Source organism: Flavobacterium sp. HNIBRBA15423 (genome assembly GCF_052655965.1).
Genome location: NZ_CP199751.1, coordinates 74,101 through 94,634 on the forward strand (window position 1 = coordinate 74,101; position 20,534 = coordinate 94,634).

The window sequence follows — 20,534 nt, forward strand, 5'->3', positions numbered from 1 at the left end:
ATTAAATATTGAAAATATTACTATTTTATAGGAATGAATCATTTTTATATGAGAATAAAATTATAATGAATAAAAAATGTCAGGAAGTTCATCATCGAAAGCACTAAACCCAAAATAACATGGTGATTTTATCGGGAGTTTATTAAAGACATCTGTTTGTATTATTTCTGGAATAATTTCTTCAATTACTAATTGAAAAAGGTAGATGAGGAAAGTATAATCATAATGATCATCTCCAACCGTTTCAAAGCTATCTTCTCCAGTACAACCGAAATATTTTTGAAAAAAAGAATTGTTATCAATTGCCGTGTCAGCCATGATGTAACCTTCATCAAAGGCTGTATCCTTATTGTTATTTGGAGTAAAATCGATAGTAATATCTCCTCCATATTGATTCCAGTTAAAACTAATTGCTCCAATTTTTTCAATATCATTGTCTTCTAATTTTTCCACAGATATTGTATCAAAAAAAGATGTGATTTGGTTAAAACAGTTTAAGGATAGCTCTTCCCAATCTATCTTTTTAATGATAGATTTGTTATTGTCATTTTCTATTTTTTCGTCAATAACAAGATTCACTTTTCTAAAAAAATCTTCATTTAGTTTCGTTTTCATGTTTTTTATTATTTATAAACTACGTTTTATAAATCTACTGAATCGTAATAAGTTAGTATTAATAAGATATAGAAACTTTAGGTTTAGCTGTTTTAAATTTTTTCAATTCTTCTTCAGAAAGAGATAAAGGAATATAGAGATTTTCCAGTTTTGGTAAATGTGAAAGAACCGCAATGTCTTTTATTCTAGTATCACTAATGCGTAATCTTTCCAGTTTATCAAAATTGCTTACAACATTTATGTTTTGGATTGGATTATTGGAAAGGAATAATTTTTCTATATTCTGACACATTTTTAGGCAGGAAACATCTTTTATTTTATTATCAGATAAGTCTAAAAAGGTTAATGATGTTAAAGTAGCAAGAGGTGTTATATCAGTGATTTTATGGTTGTCAAGACGTAAGTATTCTATGCTGTTTGATTTTTCTAATCCGTTGACATTGAGTAATGCTTTTTTATTATTTACAACCATTAATTCTTTAAGATTAGGCATTTTATCGAACGGAACTGTTTCCAAACTGGAAATATCCCTCAGGGAAAGATTTATTATGCTTGCTAATATTTCATCTGGTAAGGGTTCTGTAAGAGGTGGATGGTCAGCAAAATGAAATAGTGTGCCTTTCGGACCTTTGGCATAGCTTATCTTTTCCCACCATTTTTCTTCTTTAACATGTACTTTTTTAGATTCCTTCACACTTTCTAGTTCAGGAACATCTATTTCCCATTTTTGTAATTGTACCAATCGTTCTAAAAACAAACTTCCTATATTGTTGTCTATACACTCAACAGTATCTTCAAGTTCGTGTACAATAGGAAAGAGTGCTTGTTTACCACTGCTGTTTTTTAGCGTAGGGTGATATAACCACACCGTATAGTTTGAGAAGTTTTCAAAACCAGCTTCTTGAATTTTATTCACATCTCCGTCAAATAAACGGTAAACATTTTCGTCAGACTCATACATGCCGAAATCGAGTGATTGTGTGCTTCCAATTACCAAGTCACCACAGCTCAATTGCTGATGTACTGCGTATAATTTTTGTAAATCTTCTGGATGATTTTTGTTTTTCCTTAGATTAGGAGGATAACATTTTAATACTTGATCGCCTTCCTGAAATTTAATTTCAAGATATTCATTTTGATTCTGAATAGATACAGCAGTAACTTTGTCTATAACCTTTTCTAGTATAGTTTTTAACTCTTTGGAGTCTGCCAGAAATGAAAAATGCTTTAACAACCCATTTTTAAAATTTGATTTTGAAACTAGAGTTTTCCATGTTTTTTTATAATCTTTCATTGTTTATATGTGCTTTGTTTCCAGTTTTTTATTCTTCCTCAATAGTTTTTAAAAAATCTTCATCGTTCCAGTATTTTTCAAAATCTTTATCGTCTAAAAATTGTTGTTTTGTTTTTCCTAATCGAATAGATTCTTTACTATAAAACAGCATTTCTTCTTTTCTTCCAAAATGAGCAAAACCACAAGAGAGATTATAAGCTAATAAAACTTGAGTAATTTCTTCTAATTTTTGAATTTCTTTTAAAATCATGTCAAAATAAGCACTGTCGTTTAACTTACTTGCTGCAATGACATTTAGATACAAAATATTTTCACTAGAATAATTTTTTATTCTTGGAGATAAATAATTAAAAACGGTTCTACATTGCTCATTTTCACGATCTTTGACTAAGTAATAAACATCATGATATAAATTACTGTATGAAAATTTAGCTTCGGTTTTACTAAAAATTTCTTTTACTTTTTCTAGTATATAAATATGTTTATCAAAAGGACTAGTAGGAATGGAATTGAAAAAAACAGATAATAATCTTTGTACTTCATTGTTATAAATGGTATCTATAGAAATGTTACATTTTGAAACTATAAAATTTCTATAGATTTCCAAATCATCAAACGATACCTCTTTATTAGGAACTAAATCTGTAATAATCATTCGTGCCAAATTGTAAGCTTCATTTTCATCAAATGAATTATCAGTTAATGATTGACTTAGTATTGAAATAATTTTTTCAGGATTCGTTTTGTGATATTTAGATTGAAGCAATTTAGCTAAATAGGAATTTTCTTTTTTCTTAATAAGAAAAACTATTAATTGGTTAACGGCTTCTTTATTAATATTATTTTTTTTGCAGGCTTTTACAATTTCATAAAGATATTCATCCTCTAATTTTTGAGGAATTTTACTGCCTAACATTTTAATTATTTCGGGAAGATTATCTTCGGTTAAGTTTTCTAAGGATAGTATTAGTTCTTCTTGCTCTTTATTTTTTTCTTTTTTTGCGAGAATTATTTTTTCTAGTTCAGGAGAAGCAACCTCTTTTATTTGTTGTAATAAAGTATCAAAATATTCTTTCCCAAAATAGGTTCTAGCTTTTTCTTCATATTTAAAAAACACTTCTAATAATTTTTTATGTAATTTTTCATCTGAAGTATTTTGAAAAGCAGGAATAAATAATTCTTCCATACCATCACCACCTTCAGTGTTAAGCATGTCAATAGATGCTTTTTTCAAGAGTTTATAAAGTGCTTCAGATGTAAATTTAGGGAATAAGTCATCAATTAATTGATCATGAACGGTACAACTCCAATAGCGATGTCCAGCATCATAATATTCACATGCATCATAAAATTTCTTGATTATTTTTTTCTGTGTATTTACATTTTCTCTTGTAATAATTTCCTCTAAAACAAGCAAAGCAGCATTAAAATTGTCATACCCAACAGATTTAAAAGTCATTTCAAAAATCGTAACTAAAGTTTTCTCAGAAAGATTTTTTAGGTGTTTCTGAATAGCATTGTCTAAAATTTCAATTTCTGTAATTTCTTCTTCTTCTATTTCTACATCAAAATAATCAGCTAATGGGTTATTGTTATCATTATAATTCGCTTTTACATGTTTTGATAAATACAAAATACTTTCTTCAAATTTTGTAATATCTTCTGTATCTAATTGTTCCAAAATAGTATTTATTGCTGGCATTTTTTGAAGTTCTTCTCTTTTTTCCCAATTTTTTGCAATTTCAGTGCTAGCTTTTAATTTTTTTAAATTAGTATGGCTGTAAATAGGACTAAAATCTTTTATATAATCACAACCATCTACATCTAATGTTTCAAGTTGTTCTAAAGAAGAGATAACGGCAATAGACTTGTTGTAATTTGATGAAATATTTAATTTTTTTATTGGAAGATTTTTTAGACCTTCTAAATCTTTTAAATCATAACTCAATTCTAGATTTAGATTTTCTAAAGCAGTAAAATTTGAAAATCCATCACAATTTTTTAAAGCAGAATATTGTAAATCAAGTTTTTTTAATTTTTTTAAAGAAGTAATAGGAGTTATATCAAAAACGCCGCAAATGTTTAAGTTTAGCTCTTCTAAGTTTTTTAGTTTTCCAATTACTTCTGGTATTGGTTTTAAATATAATTTTTTTTGTTTAAATGAACCAGCTACATCCATATTTGCACCATTTAAAGCCCCATTTAAATTAAGCTTTTTTAAGTTTTGTAGTTTGCTTAAACTGTCTGGTAATTTTGGTAAAGTAGCTCTAATTTCTAATGTTTCTAAATGCTCTAATTGAGTGATAACGTCTGGAAATGAGTTCATAGGAAGTCCTCTTAAAGTTAATTCTTTTAGTCCTTTAAGATTTGCTATTGTATTTGGTAAATCATGGATTCCACAAGAAATTAAATGTAGTGATTCTAATAAGCTTAGATTGCCAATTTCATTAGGTAATTGTTCCTTTTTTAAATGACTACCCCAAATTTCTATTTTCTTCAGATTAGGGAATAAAGCTACTATTTTTCGAGTATCAACATCAGTATTTCTTACTACAGTATGTAATTCTTCTATATGAGTCATTGGTTTTATTTTGGTATAATCGCAATAACTCCAAAGAGTTAAATATCTAATATGTGTAAGCTGATCTAAATAATCTGGAGTTTCAAATAGGTTTTCTCTAGATTGTCCATAAAAACTTAATTTCGTAATATTTGGATATTCATTTATAATAAGTGGAATTTCAAATTTTTCAGTACAATTGTCAAATCGAATTTCTTCAATTTCGTGTAGATTTGATATTTCAGAAAAGTTGATAGTTTCTTTTGCTAAATCAATTCTTATTTCTTTGGTTTCCATATTATTTCTTGTAATTATTTGATTACAAAGTTAATAGTGTAGCGGTTTTAAGAATCACTATTTATAATGATTTTATATGTAGGACATTCAATTTTGGTCTAATAGAGTTACTAATTTTAGATAAAAATGGTTTTTATCTGATTTTACTCGTTACTCCTCTTCAATTGTTTTTAAAAAATCTTCATCATTCCAGTATTTTTCAAAATCTTTATCATCTAAAAATTCCTGTTTTGTTTTTCCTAACCGAATAGATTCTTTACTATAAAATAGCATTTCTTCTTTTCTTCCAAAATGAGCAAAACCACAAGAGAGGTTATAAGCTAGCAAAACTTGAGTAATTTCTTCTAGTTTTTGAATCTCTTTCAAAAGGGTATCAAAATATGTCCAATCATTTAATTTTATTGAAGCGATAACGTTTGGATATAATATATCTTCGTCAGAATAATTTATAATTTTTGGATATAAATAGTTGAAAACTGTTCGGCATTTTTCATTCACACCATAGTGAACCAAAGATGAAATTTCATATTTAAGGTTTTTATAAGAGAACTGAACTTCTGTTTTACTAATAATTTCCTTTGTTTTTTCCAGTAAATAAGTCGGACCTCCAGAAGAAAATTTATCTTTAGCATCAAAATACCTAGTCAATAACTGTTGTACTTCAATGTCGTAAACATTATCTATTAAGACGTCACATTTTGTAATTATAAAATTTCTATATATTTCTAAATCATGAAACAAAACGTGCTCATCTGGAACTAGATATATAATAATCATTCGCACAATATCATAGATCTCATTTTTACCCAATGACTTTGTTGTGATTGCTTGATCTAGTGTTTCAATAATTTTTTCAGGATGTGTTTTGTGATATTTATATTTAAGTAAATCAGCTAAATAATAGAGTTCTTTTTTCTTGATTAAAAAAATAATTAATTGGCGAACTGCTTCTTCACTAATTTCATTTTTCTGACAGGCTTTATTAATGTTATAAAGAAAATCATCTTCCATTTTTTTAGGAATTTTATTACCTAGCATTCCAATTGCTTTTGGAAGATTAGCTTCGTTTAAGTTTTCTAATAATTCACTTAACGCTTCTTGTTCTTTATTTTCTTCTTTTTTTGCTGAAATTAAAATCTCTAATTCAGGTGAAGCAATATCTATTATTTGTTGTAGTAAGGTATCAAAGTACTCTTTACCATAATAAGTTCTTGCTTCTTCATCATATTTATATAAAATCTTTAAGAATTTTTTATATAGCACATCATCAGTAGTATTTTGAAAAGCTGGAATAAAGAGAACTTCCATGCCATCACCACCATTAGTGTTTAGCATGTCTGTGGAAGCTTTTTTCAAGAGTTGAAATAATGCTTCTGAAGTGAATTGAGGAAATAGGTCATCAATTAATTGGTCATAAACTGTAGAACTCCATAAGCGGTGTCCAGCATCATAAAATTTGCATGCATCATAAAATTGCTCAACTATCTTTTTCTGTGTTTCTACATTTTTCCTTGTAATAATTTCTTCTAAAACAATCAAAGAAGCATTGTAATTATCATGGATTACAGATTTAAAAGTCATTTTAAAAATCGTAATTAGTGTTTTCTCGGAAAGATTTTTTAGGTGTTTCTGAATGGCATTGTCAAAAATCTCAATTTTTGCAATTTTCTCTTCTTCATTTTTTAGATTAAAATATTCAGCGAGCGGGTTTTCTTTATTGCTATAATTAGCCTTTACAAGTTTGGATAAATAAGAAATAGCTTCTTCAAATTTTGAGAGAGCTTCTGTTTCTAATTGTGTTATAATAGTGCTTATTGATGGTAACTCTTTAATTTCAAGTCTTTTTTTCCAGTTTTCTAAAATTTTAAATTCTGCTTCTAATTCTTTGATATTTGGGTGATTGTAAACAGGATTAAAATCATTAATGTAACGACAGTTTTGGATGTCTAAAGTTTCTAATGACTTTAAAGAAGTGATTATTTCAATTGATTTGATTGGGTTAAAAGTGAGTTCTAATTTTTTTAAAGGTAAGCCTTTTAGACCCTCTATGTCTACTAAATCATAATTTGTTGCAAGAATTAAGTCTTCTAACTGGGAGAAATTTGAAAAACCAGCACAATCTTTTAAAGTAGAAAATCGTAAATTAAGTTTTTTTAAATTTTTAAGAGGAGTAATAGGAGTAATATCAAAAACCTTACAAGAACCTAAGCTTAGTTCTTCTAAGTTTTTAAGTTTTCCAATAACTTCTGGTATCGGTTTTAAATATTTATCTTCACGAGTAGCGCTACGATTGAGAGAGTTGTCTAAATTAAGTTTTTTGAGTTTTTTTAAATTGCTGAAACCATTGGGTAATTTTATTAAGGAACTTCCAATTTCTAAAACTTCTAAATTTTCTAATTGAGTAATGACCTCTGGAAATGACTTCAAAGGAAGTCCTCTTAGTTTTAACTCTTTAAGCTGTTTTAGATTTGCTATAGAATCGGGTATAGTACTCACACCACACTCAACTAAATTTATGGATTCCAATAAATTAAGATTGCCGATTTCTTCAGGCAATAGTTGTTTTTTTAAGAAGTTACCCCAAACTGTAATTTTTTTTAGATTAGGGAATAAGATAATTGTTTGTTTAATGTCTGTTTCTACATCTTTTACAGTAATATATAACTCCTCTATGTGAGTCATTGGTTTTAGTTTGGTAAAATCGCAATACCTCCAAAATGTTAAATGTTTAATATGGATTAATTGTTCTAAATTGTCTGGAGTTTCGTATAAGCTATCTTTCGATTGACCAGAAAAACTTAATCTCGTAATATTTGAATATTCATTAATAGTAAGTGGAATTTCAAATTTTTCAGTGCAATTGTCAAATCGAATTTCTTCAATCTCATGTAGATTTGATATTTCAGAAAAATTAAAAGTTTCTTTTGCTAAATCAATTCTTACTTTATGAGTTTCCATATTATTTCTTTATAATTGTTTGATTACAAAGTTAATAGTATAGTGGTTTTAAGAATCACTATTTATAATGATTTTCGTTTTTAAAATTGAGATTAGTTTATTATAAGTACTCTTAATTTGAAAATTCAAGTGTTATTGCAATGAGAAAAAACTTCACTAGAATAAATCAAAAAATAATTATTTGATGAAGGACCATCATTAATAAGGGTAATCCTAATTAATAAATATGATTAGGAGATTTTATTTTAAAATCAGCTGTAACCCGTAGCTCAGTTAAAAAATATTTTTGGTTCAATAATAATCCTTCAAATAGTAAATCTTTAGCTGTTCTATTATCGTCTTTTTTTCTTATCAAAAACGATAGATCTAGTTCTTTACCATAGTCTACGAAAGGCTCATCTTTTTCCTCTTCAATAGAATGAAATGAAAAATCGCCAGGGTTAAATTTTAGATGATTTATTTTTTCTTCAGTATTGTAAGAATTAGGATGTTTTTTTTGATACTTTTTAATCGTAGAAAGAAATTTTTCTTCTGAGTTGGCTTTTAATCTTCCTGCATCAATAGCTAGAACATAAAATGTTTGATTGGTATGTTTTTTAGCAAAGGAAATTAATGAGTTAATCCATAAATTAATTTGTGATATGATTGATTCTTTTTCTACAAAATCAAAAGGGGATTTTTGTTCACCAATTAAAAAAGATTCCATCATTTGTTGAAAGGAAGGAGCGTAATACATTTTTTTGGCTGATTCTAACGCACTCCCATATTTTCCTTCCAAGTTTGGATCTGCACCATGAACTAGTAATAAATGTACCATTTTTTCATTTCCATTTCCCGTAGCTAATTGGAGAGCCGACTGATTTTCAAACATAAGATCTGCTGGAATTCCATTTTTTAATACTATTTCCATCTCTCTGATGTATTTATCTTCAGACGAATAAGAACGTAATGCACTAGCTTTGTCCTCTATACTTGAATTTTCAATAACTAATTTAGTAATTTCCTTCAATCCATTGTATTTCATTTGCGCCAAAACAGCTAATTGAATTGCTGTAACCCCATATCCATCGGGTGTTGTAAGGGTTAGTTTGTTAAAGTTTCCTCCTTGATTAAGATAGGAATTTAAGAATAATGAATCTCCTGATAAAATGGCTTTGCTAATTGTATCTATCATAATATTTTTTTGTGTCAACCCTTGTTCCATTTTCCCAAATCATCGCTACACAGGATGTTGCAAGAAACGTTAAACTCGGTGACGATTAGTATTAGGATATAAAATATGGTGGTTCTTATGGTTGATTTTATTAAAATTCTTTTGCTGGTCTGTTACGGATTTCTTCCTTTCTTTTTTCCCAATAGGTAAGCAGTTCTTGGTCCGACATTGTGCTTAGTTTCTCCCATTTAATTTGCGGGTGGAAGTAATAATTATCTTCTACCTCTTCCATAAATTCTATGGTTTCTTTCAAAAATTTTTTTACTCGATGAAAATCCGAATCTTTATATTCTTCAAAAAAGGCTTTAAAGTTAGAATCAACACATAACTCATGTAATATCAAACATTTGGTAGCATGAACTATTGCCTGAATTTCGTTGTTTTCATACAGCGCAACTCGCATAAGCAGCGCATATGGATAGCTCATGAATCCTGTTAACTGCATTTCTAATTCAGTAGCAATAGCCTTCAATTCTGTTAGACTAGGTTTGCTGATGTTTCCTTCATAATTGTAACAATATTCAAGTAACTCAATGTAGTGTAGATAGACCGAAGAGTTTGTTTTAATTGGATCTATATACCTTTCATAGAGCAATCTTGATTCCGTGATTGCTTCATCGGCCAACGCCTGCTCATGATTTTCGAGATGGATATCGGCGATTTGTTTCCAAAGATTTGCGATGTAGTACACTTCCATAGCGCAATCATCTGTGGCTGTTATGACTCGTTCGTACAACAAAATTGTTTTCACAAGAAAATCAATTCGTTTGGTTCTTGATCCGATTTTACTGAAAAATTCGGCACACTGATGTAGATCAATGCGTGTAATCTCTTCTGGATCATAGGCGATTGCTTTCTCAGCCCAGTACAATAATGGCTCTTCAGGATATATTTGTCCTGTATTTCTCCATTCACGGGTTTCTTTTAAGTGTAGGTAGGCAGAAGCTATCTGAAAAGATATTGTCGCGCCTAAGGTTTCTTCCAGGTTTTCTATTTTAGCAACAAACCACTTTTGAGCTTCCTCTTGTCCATTTTTTATTTTCTGATCTTTCGAGATTGGAATGTAAATCAGTTCAAATAAGAGGCGCCAAGCACCTCTTTCTGGATCAAAGTCTATTCCTTTTTCTAATTCCTGTACAGCTAGTTGCCAAAAAGAAAAAGCTGTATCTGTATCCGTTTTAATCATCCAGCGGTAAGCGAGAGAAAGCAATCGATGAATCTCCATTCTTTCCTCTGGATTTGAGATTAGGTACTGTTCGAATGCTTCTATGGTATCTTTTAAAATCATTAGGGCTGTATCCGGAGTTTTTTTACATGTTTCTTCTAATAAAATATGCAATGCATAACTACGGTGTAGCCACTTTTTTTCACCTAGTAATTGTTCCATCTTATCGACCATTGGAAGCAGGTATTCCACACCCATATCAGTAAGTTTGCCACATGCATGGTCATAATTCATGTCCCAGAACAAACTTTCATAGCCATTTATGGCCAGGTCTTCTTTTTCCAGCTCAGAATTGAAAAGTGTTTTTGTATGCTCGAATAGCTCATCTAGGCGATCAACGTCATAGTTTGAGGCATTTCTCTTGACTTCCTCGTGAAACAAAGTAATAGCGTATGGCTGGTCTAAAATGTAATTTGTAACTGAGGTGTGACTCCGATACTTCATAAAATTATCTTCAGTAATCATCTGAAAATAAGTCTCATTGATATAATAATATTTGAAATAGACATTATCTTCGAATTCAACCCTGTTTTGCCGAGCTTCATCAATACGGATTTGAAGTGTTTCAAAATCGCAATATTCAAAATAGGAATCTGAGTCGTGTGGCTTTTGAGTATGCTGGATAATTATAAAAGGAAATGTTTTGATTGGTATTTCAAAACATGAGGCATCAGCTTGCAACTCTTCAGAGAGAGTTCCAAAATATTCAGTAATCTCTTTTTTATCAGAACACATAGCCACAAGCCATGTTTCTGTTTCTTTTTTAATTTGTATAATATGCATGTTTATATTAAAGTAATTTTATTCTGTATTTACTTGTAGTTTGTTACTTTTTGAGAAACCAAATTAATTATAGTAAATCCACAATAGCTGTATGTGTATTTCTCCAAACTTTAATGTCATATTCAGCTACATCAATTTTAAGATCAATGTATCTTTCTTCTAACAAATCCGGTGTTGTTTGAATGAGTTCTTGGTCGTTTATGTGTATCATATTATTCTTCTAATAGTGGGATTTCATCAAAAAAAATATCTGGGTACTTTGTTTTTATGCGTATGTATACATGCTCTTTCACAAGGATATAACTGGGATCTTCTTCAATCATAAACATATTCAGTTCATCAGGCACTTTAGAAGCATAAATACCGAATTGGCCACTATCTATTTTCTTTACACATGAAATACGCCCTAGTATATTTAAAAAGAGGTAATGGTCTATGGTTACATTATTATTAAGATCTCTGATTATGACTGGATGCACTTCTAAGTTATCTATTCCGATTTCAACAAGATCTTCGTAAAATGCCTGAGTGGAGATCAGTCCTGGTGACAGGAAAAATGTAGGAAGTCTAAATGGTTCCTCGTCATAGTCCAGATCACACACCAAAGATCCTTTGAATGGCTCTCCATTTTCATCATCATTTGTATAGTCAACTAAAGGCTTTCCTGTATGTGTAATCAACATGCTGTGGCTCCTTTGGAACAATGTTGGAGGTTCGCTACCATCATAGCTGGACAAGAGAATTTTATCTGTCATTGAATAGAACTTTTGAATTTTCATCATTTGTCTCTTTTTAATTAATATTCAATATATGAATGACTTAGCTCATTTTGTTTGATAAAATGCCATCCACATATAAATCACCGTTTATAGAATTGCTAATCGCATTTTACAAAAAAAACTGACGTAAGTGCTATATTATTATAATTTATTAAACATTAGTTAAGTCTCTTTGAGTGTGAAGCATATTTAGAGGAAGTATTGTTTTTTTTGTCTCTTTTTGACATTTCAAAAACAGGCTATTTTGAAAACCACACATACTCTCCAGATAAGTTAATATAACCCGTTTTATCTTTTGCTCTAACCTGAGCAAGTCCGTTCTTAAAAGGAAGTGCGATTTCAAATTTATCATCTATACTAATTTCTCCATTCTTATTTATGTAAATATTATGACTATCCCCTTCTTTTTGTACAGATGCTAGTCCTTGAGAAAATCTTAGTGTTTCAGCAAATTGAGGTTTAATCGCCCACTCTCCCAATGGATCAATATATCCCATTAATCCAGTGTCAATATCATGTATATTTGCTAAACCTTCCTGAAAACTAGTTGTTTGAGAAGCATATTTAGTGAAAGGTATTTCTCCTTTACTATTCATAAAATAGTAATAATATATTTTATCCCAATCAGGTTGTTGTATTAATGCATAGCCTTCCGAAAAGGAACTAGCATATAAAAATTGAGGTTCAAATACGATTTCTCCATTCTTATTTATATACCCTAAACTAGTATCCCAACCCTCTATTTTTTTACCAAATCGCACCATAGCTAATCCTTCTGAAAACCAACTATTACGACTAATATAAAAAGGATATTTACCAAATTGACATTTTATAATTTCTTTACCAGTAGTATCAATATATCCATATAATTTATCTCTAACTACTAAAGCACGACCTTCTGAAAAAGGAATGGCTTCATCATAAATAGCATCTGTAATTGGGTCTCCTTTTTTATTAATAAATAACATTTTACCATTCTTTGATTGAATGGGTGCCAATCCTTCAGAAAAATAAATAGATTCAAAAGATGATATTAAACCTAATCCAGAAAAATTGGGTTCTATTTCCCATTCACCACTATGATTTATAAATCCAGCAACGATTTCATTGCCTCTTTTTACGGAAGCCCATGCAAGACCTTCTTCAAAATCATAGATTTTTTCAAACTGAGGCTTTATAATTTCATTTCCAACTTCATTGATAAATCCCAACTTTGAATCATTTCTTATACTAAATAATTTCATAATGGTTTCAGGTACTTGTTTTACTTATCCATGGTCATTTCTTCTCCAGATATTTCTCTTTCAGTTGCTTTTTAAACCCTTGTGCTTCTTCAATCAACTCTAAATACCCTTTCCGAAGGTTTTGTTGCCAAACTTCAGAAGATTCCGAATACAGATTTTCAAACTGCTTTATTTTATGATTTGCACGTTCCAATAATTTATGTACTTCATCTAATGGGGTATCTTCGTCTATAGCCGCATACATATCGTCCAGAAGACGTTGCAATCCTTGGCCGAGTTTCACCGAACGGTCTTGAAATTCATCTATAGTCATTAGTTCTGTTTTTTGTTAATGTTTATTAGGTTGTAATTACATTACAAATTAAGTATATAAAAAGATATTATCATTCACTATAAATAATGAATTTTCAATACTGTTTTGTAATGAAACAATAGCTCTCATAATTCTATTCCACATAACCTCTGTGAATTTTACAATGTTGGCATTCAAATGCATAAAATAAACTTTCTGCGTATTCTAATTTATTAGGACTAAATTGTTCTTCATAAAAATCATCTCCATTATAATTATCTAGTATTCGGTCAAAATACTCCTGAGCATTTCCATTGGGAGATTTTTCAACGAAGTCTTCATGTTCCCAGTTGCCAATATAAGTCATGAAATCATTGCAATGTATCAACCATACAGCACCATGAAAGGTACTAAATGGCGGTGTATGCATTAACTCTTGCCTTTTGGATTCATCTATAGCCATTAGTTGCTTCTCTATTGGAAGGATATATTCAGCATAGCAATAACTATTTTTTATATCTGGATCTTTTTCCGATTCAAGTAATATTCCTTCTTTCTTCAAAAAACCTCCCTCGACTTTATGCTCAATCGCATACTTTTTTTCAAGAAGACATTTTAGGCACACTGATTCTGCGTTTTCGGAATCTTGAGCTATTATGGTATAAGCATCATGCAATTGTGGAGAGTCTTGCTTTCCACAAAAAAAGCACGTGTTTTCGCTATTTAGCTCAAAAGGAATTTGGTCAAAAGGAATTCTAATGTATTTCAAATCTAAGTTGCTCATGATTTTTTGTTACTGTTTAAGAATGATTTAAATTACGTGTTTGTATAAAATAAATAGGTAATTTCTATAGGCATACTGACCCTGTTAAAAGCATTTGACCTCCTTTATTCTCGATAAAATACAGGTGGAGAACCAGCTGTTCTGTTAACTACTTCCATTACAAATTTTTTTTGTTTGGGAATTGCTTGAAAAGTACCCAACTGAGATACCTTTTCCATCATAAGACATGCTATTTGAGCAATTTTACAGGAAACACAATAACGTACTGCTGCAAGATTATCAGCATCCAAAAGTGTAGGACGCTCCTCAGGAAACCAATTATACAAATCATCTGAAAGAATAAAACGATGTAATATATCTTCTGCACAATATGCTCCTATTGCAGGTTTTTCATCAAAATTGGAAGACCATGCAATTACAATAGCTTCTACTGGAGTTGGGTTTTGTTGCTTCAACCAAATCAAAAATTTTTCAAAAGTACGTGTTAATTCATTTGCACAACTCTGAACGTTTATTTCCCCCATATTATCCATAAATTTCCGTTCTATTGTGCCAGGTTCTGTATGGCAGTTTGTTGCTTTACTTAATCTTTTGAGTATCACATTACCATGGTCAACTATGTTTGGTTTGCCTTTAAATACATATACCTCATCGTACTCCCATCCGCTGTGTTCGCTTACACTGAAAACGATTTTAGAAGCACGCGGTAAATTCAGAAACTCAGGAGTTTTGCATAGTTCTGGCAAGACTTTTCGATAACATACTGCCAAAAACTGCGTCACAAGCTCTGGTGATTTTTTATAAATCTTGTGAAGCCCCAAGTCTTTCATGTCGTGACATGCACCCTCACTGAGTAGGCAATTTTGGCGGTCATCAAACAAGCTCGCATACACATAGCCTAGTTGATCAACTTCTATCACCACTTTAGCTATTGGATCTAAGTATTCCTGTTTCATCCAAAGATTAAAAATAGGAGGCAATTCCTGTTGGAGTTTTGGCACAATGTTGTCCACAGATAAAAGGTCTGCATTTTTACCTTTGTAGTTTTTTAAAGATTTTTCAAATGTTTGATAAAGGTTATTCATGATTATAGTTTTATATTTGTTTTGGGAAAATGATTTATAAAGCCCTCTAATTCTGGGTTACTTGTCTTTTCTATTGCACACATGACAAACTCATTATCTAATTCATTTGCAAAGATGAATTTTGTGGAACTCCGTTGTATAAATATCTATCTATGCTTGTCTACATAAACTGGAAATGCTTCATTTTTCTCTCTAGAAATCATTAGGTATATAAGATTTGATGCTTTATAATTATTTGATTACAAAGTTAATAGTGTAGCAGTTTTTAAAATCACTATTTATAGTGATTTTAAATTTATTGTTCAAAATTATCTTTGTTTGAAATTGAAAAATAGAGATTTAAAAAATGTAAAATGAATAAAAATAATGAACGATCAATTGAACTTTTTGAATTATTAGATGGGTATAAATATACTTTTGATTTAGTTGAAAAGGCTGTCGAATTATTGGAAAATGGAGCGGATGCAAATTATAAACAAGTTGATTATCCATTTGAAACAAGTTTATATAGATGTTTGTCTTCAGGAGCAAGCGAGCACAAATTCAATATGGTTAAGACTTTAATTCAGAACGGAGCTGATGTTAATTTAAAGGCAGATATTTTTTCTCCATTGAGTCAGTCTGTGGTAAAGAACGATATTGAAATTATTCAATTTTTATTAGAAAATGGAGCAGATGATTTTGGTCATTCTTTAAGAAGTGCAATTGAACAGGATAATATAGAAGTAGTACAATTATTAATCAATTATGGAGCTACTGTTAACCATTTTGAAAATTATAATTGTTCTTTTTTGGAATTTTGTAATGAGCCATTTAGATGTAAGAAAAGGGATTATGATTATGAAAAAGAGCCAGGCTTAGCAATAGCTGAATTATTGATTAGTTGTGGAGCTAATCCTGATGGAATTAAAAATGCATCATCTAGCCCCTTATCTGAAGCAATAAGACATGGTTTTATAGATTTAGTAAATTTATTGTTACAAAATGGAGCGACATTTGGCGATGAATTAATTTTCTTTGCCAACACAATTGAAATAACAAATTTCTTGTTAGAAAAAAAAGTAATAGCTAATAAATTTTGTAAAAACAGTAGAGGAGAAAATGTGCTAATTTATAATGCAATACAAGCAAATCATGAATTAGTACAACATTGGATAGATTTTGGAATAGAATTATATGAAACGGACCAACATGGGTTTACTGCTTTTCATTATCTGATTATGGAAGAGAAAATGGTCGTTTTTGAGCGATTTTTACCTTATTTCAATATTAAGAAATGTGATGAAATAAGGTCAATATTGGATTTAATTGATGATAAGAAAATGAAATTACAAATAAAAGAATTGTTGTCTGTTTGATTTTTTTAATGTTTTTTATGAATTATATGTCAATACGATTGAAAAGAGCTGTAAAGTTATTTTACAATAGCTCTAAATAAATACACACATTATCCGCCCAATTATTAACTCCTTAAAAATCAATTTCATTTTGGATAAAATAGCTCGTTGGATGTAATTAGTTTTTAATGATTATACCCAACGGTTTAAAATAAGAACTATTATTTTTTGTTTGTATAATCTATTAAATAACTTCTACTTCTGTAGAAATAACACCCCAACCATTTTTTGGTCGATTACTTACTAAACAATCTACAACACTTTTGTGTATTAATAAACTATCAGGGCTTTCAACAACTCTGAAAATCAGTGCATCGTTGATTTTATTTTTATTTAAAACAATTTCTCTAAACGCTAAAAGAGGTGGTGTCTCTTTGTCTCCCTCCATTAAAATGTCAAAATCAGATTCATTCATGTTAACGGCTTTTATTATTCCTATAACATTGAAGGCAAAATAATTGTCAAATTTTTGTCCAGTTTCTGGATTTGTTAATTGTACAGGGAAAGTTTGGAATGAATCAATACCTGCTTTTTGCAAGCACTCAATTAATTCTTTGCTCATTAGAGGAATTACATCTCCTAGAAAATGAGGAATTTTTTTCTTGGAAGGAAAATTTGTTTCGAACTCAAGAGCAGGTAGCTGTGTTTCGTCGATAACATTTCCGCTCAAAAAAGATTGGTCATCGTTAATTTTCGGGTTTTCTGTGATACCATAATCTAAAAAATTATCGGTTTCCATTAGAAAGTAATTACTCATATTTTTTTAGTTAAATTATTGTGGCTAAGTTGAGAGAACCTCGGCTCTTTTGCTCATTTATATTATTCATAATCAGAAATAAACTATAGTTAAAGTATGCCAACTCTATTATATTACTTTAAATAATTACAATCTGTAAATCCACTAATTTCTGTCTTCATTTCAATCTTTGTTTTTAAGCAAATATGGTCTTGTTTAATAAAATGCTTCAATTTGTAGCATATATAAATATTGACTAATCCAAAATAAATACAGATTAAAAGAGGTTTGAAAATTTCAAAACCAATGACTGTTCACTCTTTTGCCAATGTTTATTGATTTATATTTATTTTTCAAAATACGTCTTTTAAAAGATAGTATCATTCACTATTTATAGTGATTTTTCAATATTGTTTGTAAAAAACGTAAAGACATTATATGTAGAATAATGACTGACTAATCTAATAAACCTAATTCAATAGCATATTTTACTAAGCCAGCTGTATTTTTTACATTTAGTTTAGATAAAAGATTTCGCTTGTGAGTATTAACAGTGTTTAAACTAATGAATGTTTTTTCGGCAATTTCAGCAGCAGTTAATTGTTTTGCAATTAATATAAGAATTTCTTTTTCTCTATTACTTAATTCAGTTGTAGAAGAAAGATTATTTTTTAAATTGGATTCAAATTCTTTATGAATAGTTGTAACTTCTTGAGAAAAATAATTTTCCCCAGAATTGATTTTTTTTATAGCATATAATAGTTCGTCTTTTTCTGCATTTTTCAAAAGATAACCATTTGCACCTAGTCGGATTAATTTTGCTATTATTTGTGAATTACTATGAGTACTTAAGATTAATATCTTTAAATTAGGATACTTTTTGCGTATTATTTTGGTTACTTCAACTCCATCCATTTCTGGCATGCTAATGTCGAGAACAACAATGTCAGCAGGATTTTCGTCTAAAAGTTCAATAAGTTCTTTTCCGTTTGCTGCTTTTGCAACTACAACAATGTCAGGAACATTTCTTAATAAGGAAATAAGACCTTCTAAAAACATATTGTGGTCATCTGCAATGATTATTTTTGTCATAATAATTTTATAAAATAGGAATTTCTATATTAAAGATTGAACCTCTGTTTAAGGTAGAATCAATATGTAAACTTCCATTTAAGTTATTAATTCTATTTTTAATATTGGTTAAACCAATGCCATCTGTATTGCTCTCAATGTTGAATCCAATTCCGTTGTCTTCAAAAATAACACTAAATAAGTTTTCTATCAAATTGAGTTGTAACTCAATTTTATCTGCTTGTGCATGTTTAATAGTATTGGTAATCAATTCTTGAATAATATGATACACTTCTACGAGTATGTTTTCGTCTATTTTGTTGATTTCTGTTCTTGGATGAGCTGAAAAAGTAGCATCAATATTACTTGCTGTAGCCAAATTGTTTTGATATTCGGCAACTATTTCACAAAAATTATTTTGATTGAATCTTTTAGGAAGTAAATTATGTGAAATGCTTCTAATTTGATTATAAGTGTCATTAATTTGGGAATTAATTCTTTTTATTTCATTTTCCTTACCGTAAGAAGAATTATTAAGCTGTAGTTTTATAGCGGCTAGATTTCCTCCTACACTATCATGAAGTTCTTGTGCTATTCTAATGCGTTCTTTGTCTTGTCCTTCTATTTCTGCTTTTATCAGTTTTAATTCTTGGTCTTTTAAAATGGCTTTGTTTTTTTGCTCGCTAATTTCTTTTTGTTTTTTATTGATTAGAAGTTGGGCTTTTTGTTTTTGATAGTAGACAAATGATAAAGCTATAATGGGAATTAATAACACTAAAAAACCGATAATTATTATTTTTCTTACCTGTTTTTCTCTTAGAATCTCAGATTCTTTTAATTGTTTATCTTTTTCTAGAAGATTAATTTGGTTTACTTTATTTTGGGTGACTTCTTTTAACTTTAATAGCTCATTTTCATTTTGTTTTTTTTCTATAGTTTTTTGTAGATTTAAGTTTTCTATGGCTTTTTCTTGGTTTTTGAGAAGTAACATTTTATTGTTATTCTTAAAAGTTAAATCTTTTATTTCATTCTCTTTTTGTAAAGTTTTAAATTTTATATCTAATTCATTTATATCTTGATCATTTTGCATTTTTGCAATGTAATCTTTTACTTCTGAATACCTTGTCATTAATGCATATGCATTTTCATAATCGTTTTGATAAACAGCTATTTCTTTAAGTTTTAAGTAAATTTCTTTTTGTTGATCCAAAAAATTATATTCTAATGCAATATGCAGTGCATTTAAGAAATATAATTTTGCTTCATCATATCTTTTTAAAGAATAAAGTAATCTACCAATATCATTATTTGCAATTGATTCTATTGCATATAATTTATTTTCCTTTGCAATTTTTAGTGATTCATCATAATATTTTAGAGCTTGTTCAGTCTTTCCTGCTTCCTCATAGTTCGCGCCTATGTTTAAAGTACTCGCAGCTTGGCATTGCCAGTTATTAGTCTCTGAGCATAACGATTTAATCTTTTTTAAATAACTATTTGAGGTTTCATACTCTTTTTTTTGTCCATAAGCAGTTCCTAGGTTAAGATAACTCCCAATCATAATTTCTTCATCGTCTTTATAGTCTAAACATTGCTTAAGATATTTTATGGCATTCGTGTAATCTCCTAATCCCATGTATACATTGGCTAATCCATGTAAATTAGCATAATAAAAATATCCTTTTTGTTGTTTTTCGAGTATCTCAATTCCTTTTAAATGATATTTCTTACTGGCTTCAAATAATCCTCGTTTCTTGCTGGATAGTGCAAGTAGGTTATAACTACTAGAAGCCAGAATTCTCCTTAAAGAATCGTTTGTTATTCCTTCACTGTTTTTTAAGGCCTTGTTTGCATAAAAGGACATTGAATCTAATTGTGTCTTTTTGTTGAAATAATGAGATATTAAAAGACTTAAACGAATACTTGACTCTTTGGTTTTTAATAATTTGGTAAGTGTTTTGGCTTTCTTATATGCTTTTTCTTCTTCATTACTATTCAAAAGATCAAATAAAATATCTATACGTGTTTTTTCAACTGTTACTAAGTTCTCATGATTAAGTGTAATGCTTTTATTTTTTATTTCTTGTCCATTTACATTTGACAGAAAAAAAATAAATGTAGTAATAATAAAAAATTGTGAAATAGAATTTGACATCAATACCAAATATAATTGTTTTTCAATAAAATAATGAGTGTTGTAA

The 20,534-nt window shown here is 29.3% G+C and carries 16 protein-coding genes; 1 reads left to right on the forward strand and 15 read right to left on the reverse strand.

Going from position 1 to position 20,534, the window contains the following annotated elements; all coding sequences use genetic code 11:
- Nucleotides 1-60: 60 nt before the first annotated feature.
- From ACULEV_RS00335 to ACULEV_RS00390, 12 genes are all read right to left on the reverse strand, one after another.
- A complete protein-coding gene (locus ACULEV_RS00335) occupies nucleotides 61-615 on the reverse strand; it encodes a hypothetical protein (RefSeq protein WP_445456703.1) in 555 nt (184 codons plus the stop codon).
- Nucleotides 616-673: 58 nt separating this feature from the next.
- Entirely contained in the window at nucleotides 674-1,909 is a 1,236-nt protein-coding gene (locus ACULEV_RS00340; protein WP_445456704.1) for a leucine-rich repeat domain-containing protein, read from the reverse strand.
- Between the two features lie 28 nt (nucleotides 1,910-1,937).
- Nucleotides 1,938-4,766, reverse strand: a complete 2,829-nt coding sequence (locus ACULEV_RS00345; RefSeq protein ID WP_445456705.1) for a leucine-rich repeat domain-containing protein — start codon at nucleotides 4,764-4,766, stop codon at nucleotides 1,938-1,940.
- A gap of 150 nt (nucleotides 4,767-4,916) precedes the next feature.
- A complete protein-coding gene (locus ACULEV_RS00350; RefSeq protein ID WP_445456706.1) occupies nucleotides 4,917-7,724 on the reverse strand; it encodes a leucine-rich repeat domain-containing protein in 2,808 nt (935 codons plus the stop codon).
- Between the two features lie 217 nt (nucleotides 7,725-7,941).
- Nucleotides 7,942-8,898 (reverse strand): hypothetical protein, encoded by a 957-nt coding sequence (locus ACULEV_RS00355; protein WP_445456707.1) that lies wholly within the window; start codon nucleotides 8,896-8,898, stop codon nucleotides 7,942-7,944.
- A gap of 130 nt (nucleotides 8,899-9,028) precedes the next feature.
- Nucleotides 9,029-10,945, reverse strand: coding sequence for a hypothetical protein (locus ACULEV_RS00360; RefSeq protein WP_445456708.1), 1,917 nt, complete (start codon nucleotides 10,943-10,945; stop codon nucleotides 9,029-9,031).
- A 67-nt stretch (nucleotides 10,946-11,012) separates the two neighbouring features.
- Nucleotides 11,013-11,156, reverse strand: coding sequence for a hypothetical protein (locus ACULEV_RS00365; RefSeq protein WP_445456709.1), 144 nt, complete (start codon nucleotides 11,154-11,156; stop codon nucleotides 11,013-11,015).
- A gap of 1 nt (nucleotide 11,157) precedes the next feature.
- Nucleotides 11,158-11,727, reverse strand: coding sequence for a hypothetical protein (locus ACULEV_RS00370; protein ID WP_445456710.1), 570 nt, complete (start codon nucleotides 11,725-11,727; stop codon nucleotides 11,158-11,160).
- 236 nt (nucleotides 11,728-11,963) lie between these two features.
- Nucleotides 11,964-12,968 (reverse strand): WG repeat-containing protein, encoded by a 1,005-nt coding sequence (locus ACULEV_RS00375; protein ID WP_445456711.1) that lies wholly within the window; start codon nucleotides 12,966-12,968, stop codon nucleotides 11,964-11,966.
- Between the two features lie 34 nt (nucleotides 12,969-13,002).
- Nucleotides 13,003-13,281, reverse strand: coding sequence for a hypothetical protein (locus tag ACULEV_RS00380; protein WP_445456712.1), 279 nt, complete (start codon nucleotides 13,279-13,281; stop codon nucleotides 13,003-13,005).
- A gap of 133 nt (nucleotides 13,282-13,414) precedes the next feature.
- Nucleotides 13,415-14,044, reverse strand: coding sequence for a CbrC family protein (locus tag ACULEV_RS00385; RefSeq protein ID WP_445456713.1), 630 nt, complete (start codon nucleotides 14,042-14,044; stop codon nucleotides 13,415-13,417).
- A gap of 104 nt (nucleotides 14,045-14,148) precedes the next feature.
- Nucleotides 14,149-15,129: a hypothetical protein gene (locus ACULEV_RS00390; RefSeq protein ID WP_445456714.1), complete on the reverse strand. Its 981-nt coding sequence runs from the start codon at nucleotides 15,127-15,129 to the stop codon at nucleotides 14,149-14,151.
- 353 nt (nucleotides 15,130-15,482) lie between these two features.
- Here ACULEV_RS00390 and ACULEV_RS00395 point away from each other — a divergent pair, with 353 nt between their 5' ends.
- A complete protein-coding gene (locus ACULEV_RS00395; RefSeq protein WP_445456715.1) occupies nucleotides 15,483-16,487 on the forward strand; it encodes an ankyrin repeat domain-containing protein in 1,005 nt (334 codons plus the stop codon).
- A 223-nt stretch (nucleotides 16,488-16,710) separates the two neighbouring features.
- Here the strand turns inward: ACULEV_RS00395 and ACULEV_RS00400 are convergent, their stop codons facing one another.
- The 3 genes from ACULEV_RS00400 to ACULEV_RS00410 form a co-directional block, all read right to left on the reverse strand.
- Nucleotides 16,711-17,283: an imm11 family protein gene (locus tag ACULEV_RS00400; protein WP_445456716.1), complete on the reverse strand. Its 573-nt coding sequence runs from the start codon at nucleotides 17,281-17,283 to the stop codon at nucleotides 16,711-16,713.
- A 435-nt stretch (nucleotides 17,284-17,718) separates the two neighbouring features.
- Nucleotides 17,719-18,354: a response regulator gene (locus ACULEV_RS00405; RefSeq protein ID WP_445456717.1), complete on the reverse strand. Its 636-nt coding sequence runs from the start codon at nucleotides 18,352-18,354 to the stop codon at nucleotides 17,719-17,721.
- Between the two features lie 7 nt (nucleotides 18,355-18,361).
- Nucleotides 18,362-20,488, reverse strand: a complete 2,127-nt coding sequence (locus tag ACULEV_RS00410) for a tetratricopeptide repeat-containing sensor histidine kinase (protein WP_445456718.1) — start codon at nucleotides 20,486-20,488, stop codon at nucleotides 18,362-18,364.
- Nucleotides 20,489-20,534: the final 46 nt, after the last annotated feature.

What these genes read in the sequence shown, in the direction of transcription:
- ACULEV_RS00340 (WP_445456704.1), bottom strand. Translation starts at nt 1,909, where the DNA reads ATGAAAGATTATAAAAAAACATGGAAAACTCTAGTTTCAAAATCAAAT.
- ACULEV_RS00395 (WP_445456715.1), top strand. Translation starts at nt 15,483, where the DNA reads ATGAATAAAAATAATGAACGATCAATTGAACTTTTTGAATTATTAGAT.
- ACULEV_RS00345 (WP_445456705.1), bottom strand. Translation starts at nt 4,766, where the DNA reads ATGGAAACCAAAGAAATAAGAATTGATTTAGCAAAAGAAACTATCAAC.
- ACULEV_RS00405 (WP_445456717.1), bottom strand. Translation starts at nt 18,354, where the DNA reads ATGACAAAAATAATCATTGCAGATGACCACAATATGTTTTTAGAAGGT.
- ACULEV_RS00385 (WP_445456713.1), bottom strand. Translation starts at nt 14,044, where the DNA reads ATGAGCAACTTAGATTTGAAATACATTAGAATTCCTTTTGACCAAATT.
- ACULEV_RS00360 (WP_445456708.1), bottom strand. Translation starts at nt 10,945, where the DNA reads ATGCATATTATACAAATTAAAAAAGAAACAGAAACATGGCTTGTGGCT.
- ACULEV_RS00355 (WP_445456707.1), bottom strand. Translation starts at nt 8,898, where the DNA reads ATGATAGATACAATTAGCAAAGCCATTTTATCAGGAGATTCATTATTC.
- ACULEV_RS00350 (WP_445456706.1), bottom strand. Translation starts at nt 7,724, where the DNA reads ATGGAAACTCATAAAGTAAGAATTGATTTAGCAAAAGAAACTTTTAAT.
- ACULEV_RS00365 (WP_445456709.1), bottom strand. Translation starts at nt 11,156, where the DNA reads ATGATACACATAAACGACCAAGAACTCATTCAAACAACACCGGATTTG.
- ACULEV_RS00390 (WP_445456714.1), bottom strand. Translation starts at nt 15,129, where the DNA reads ATGAATAACCTTTATCAAACATTTGAAAAATCTTTAAAAAACTACAAA.
- ACULEV_RS00410 (WP_445456718.1), bottom strand. Translation starts at nt 20,488, where the DNA reads ATGTCAAATTCTATTTCACAATTTTTTATTATTACTACATTTATTTTT.
- ACULEV_RS00375 (WP_445456711.1), bottom strand. Translation starts at nt 12,968, where the DNA reads ATGAAATTATTTAGTATAAGAAATGATTCAAAGTTGGGATTTATCAAT.
- ACULEV_RS00335 (WP_445456703.1), bottom strand. Translation starts at nt 615, where the DNA reads ATGAAAACGAAACTAAATGAAGATTTTTTTAGAAAAGTGAATCTTGTT.
- ACULEV_RS00380 (WP_445456712.1), bottom strand. Translation starts at nt 13,281, where the DNA reads ATGACTATAGATGAATTTCAAGACCGTTCGGTGAAACTCGGCCAAGGA.
- ACULEV_RS00400 (WP_445456716.1), bottom strand. Translation starts at nt 17,283, where the DNA reads ATGAGTAATTACTTTCTAATGGAAACCGATAATTTTTTAGATTATGGT.
- ACULEV_RS00370 (WP_445456710.1), bottom strand. Translation starts at nt 11,727, where the DNA reads ATGATGAAAATTCAAAAGTTCTATTCAATGACAGATAAAATTCTCTTG.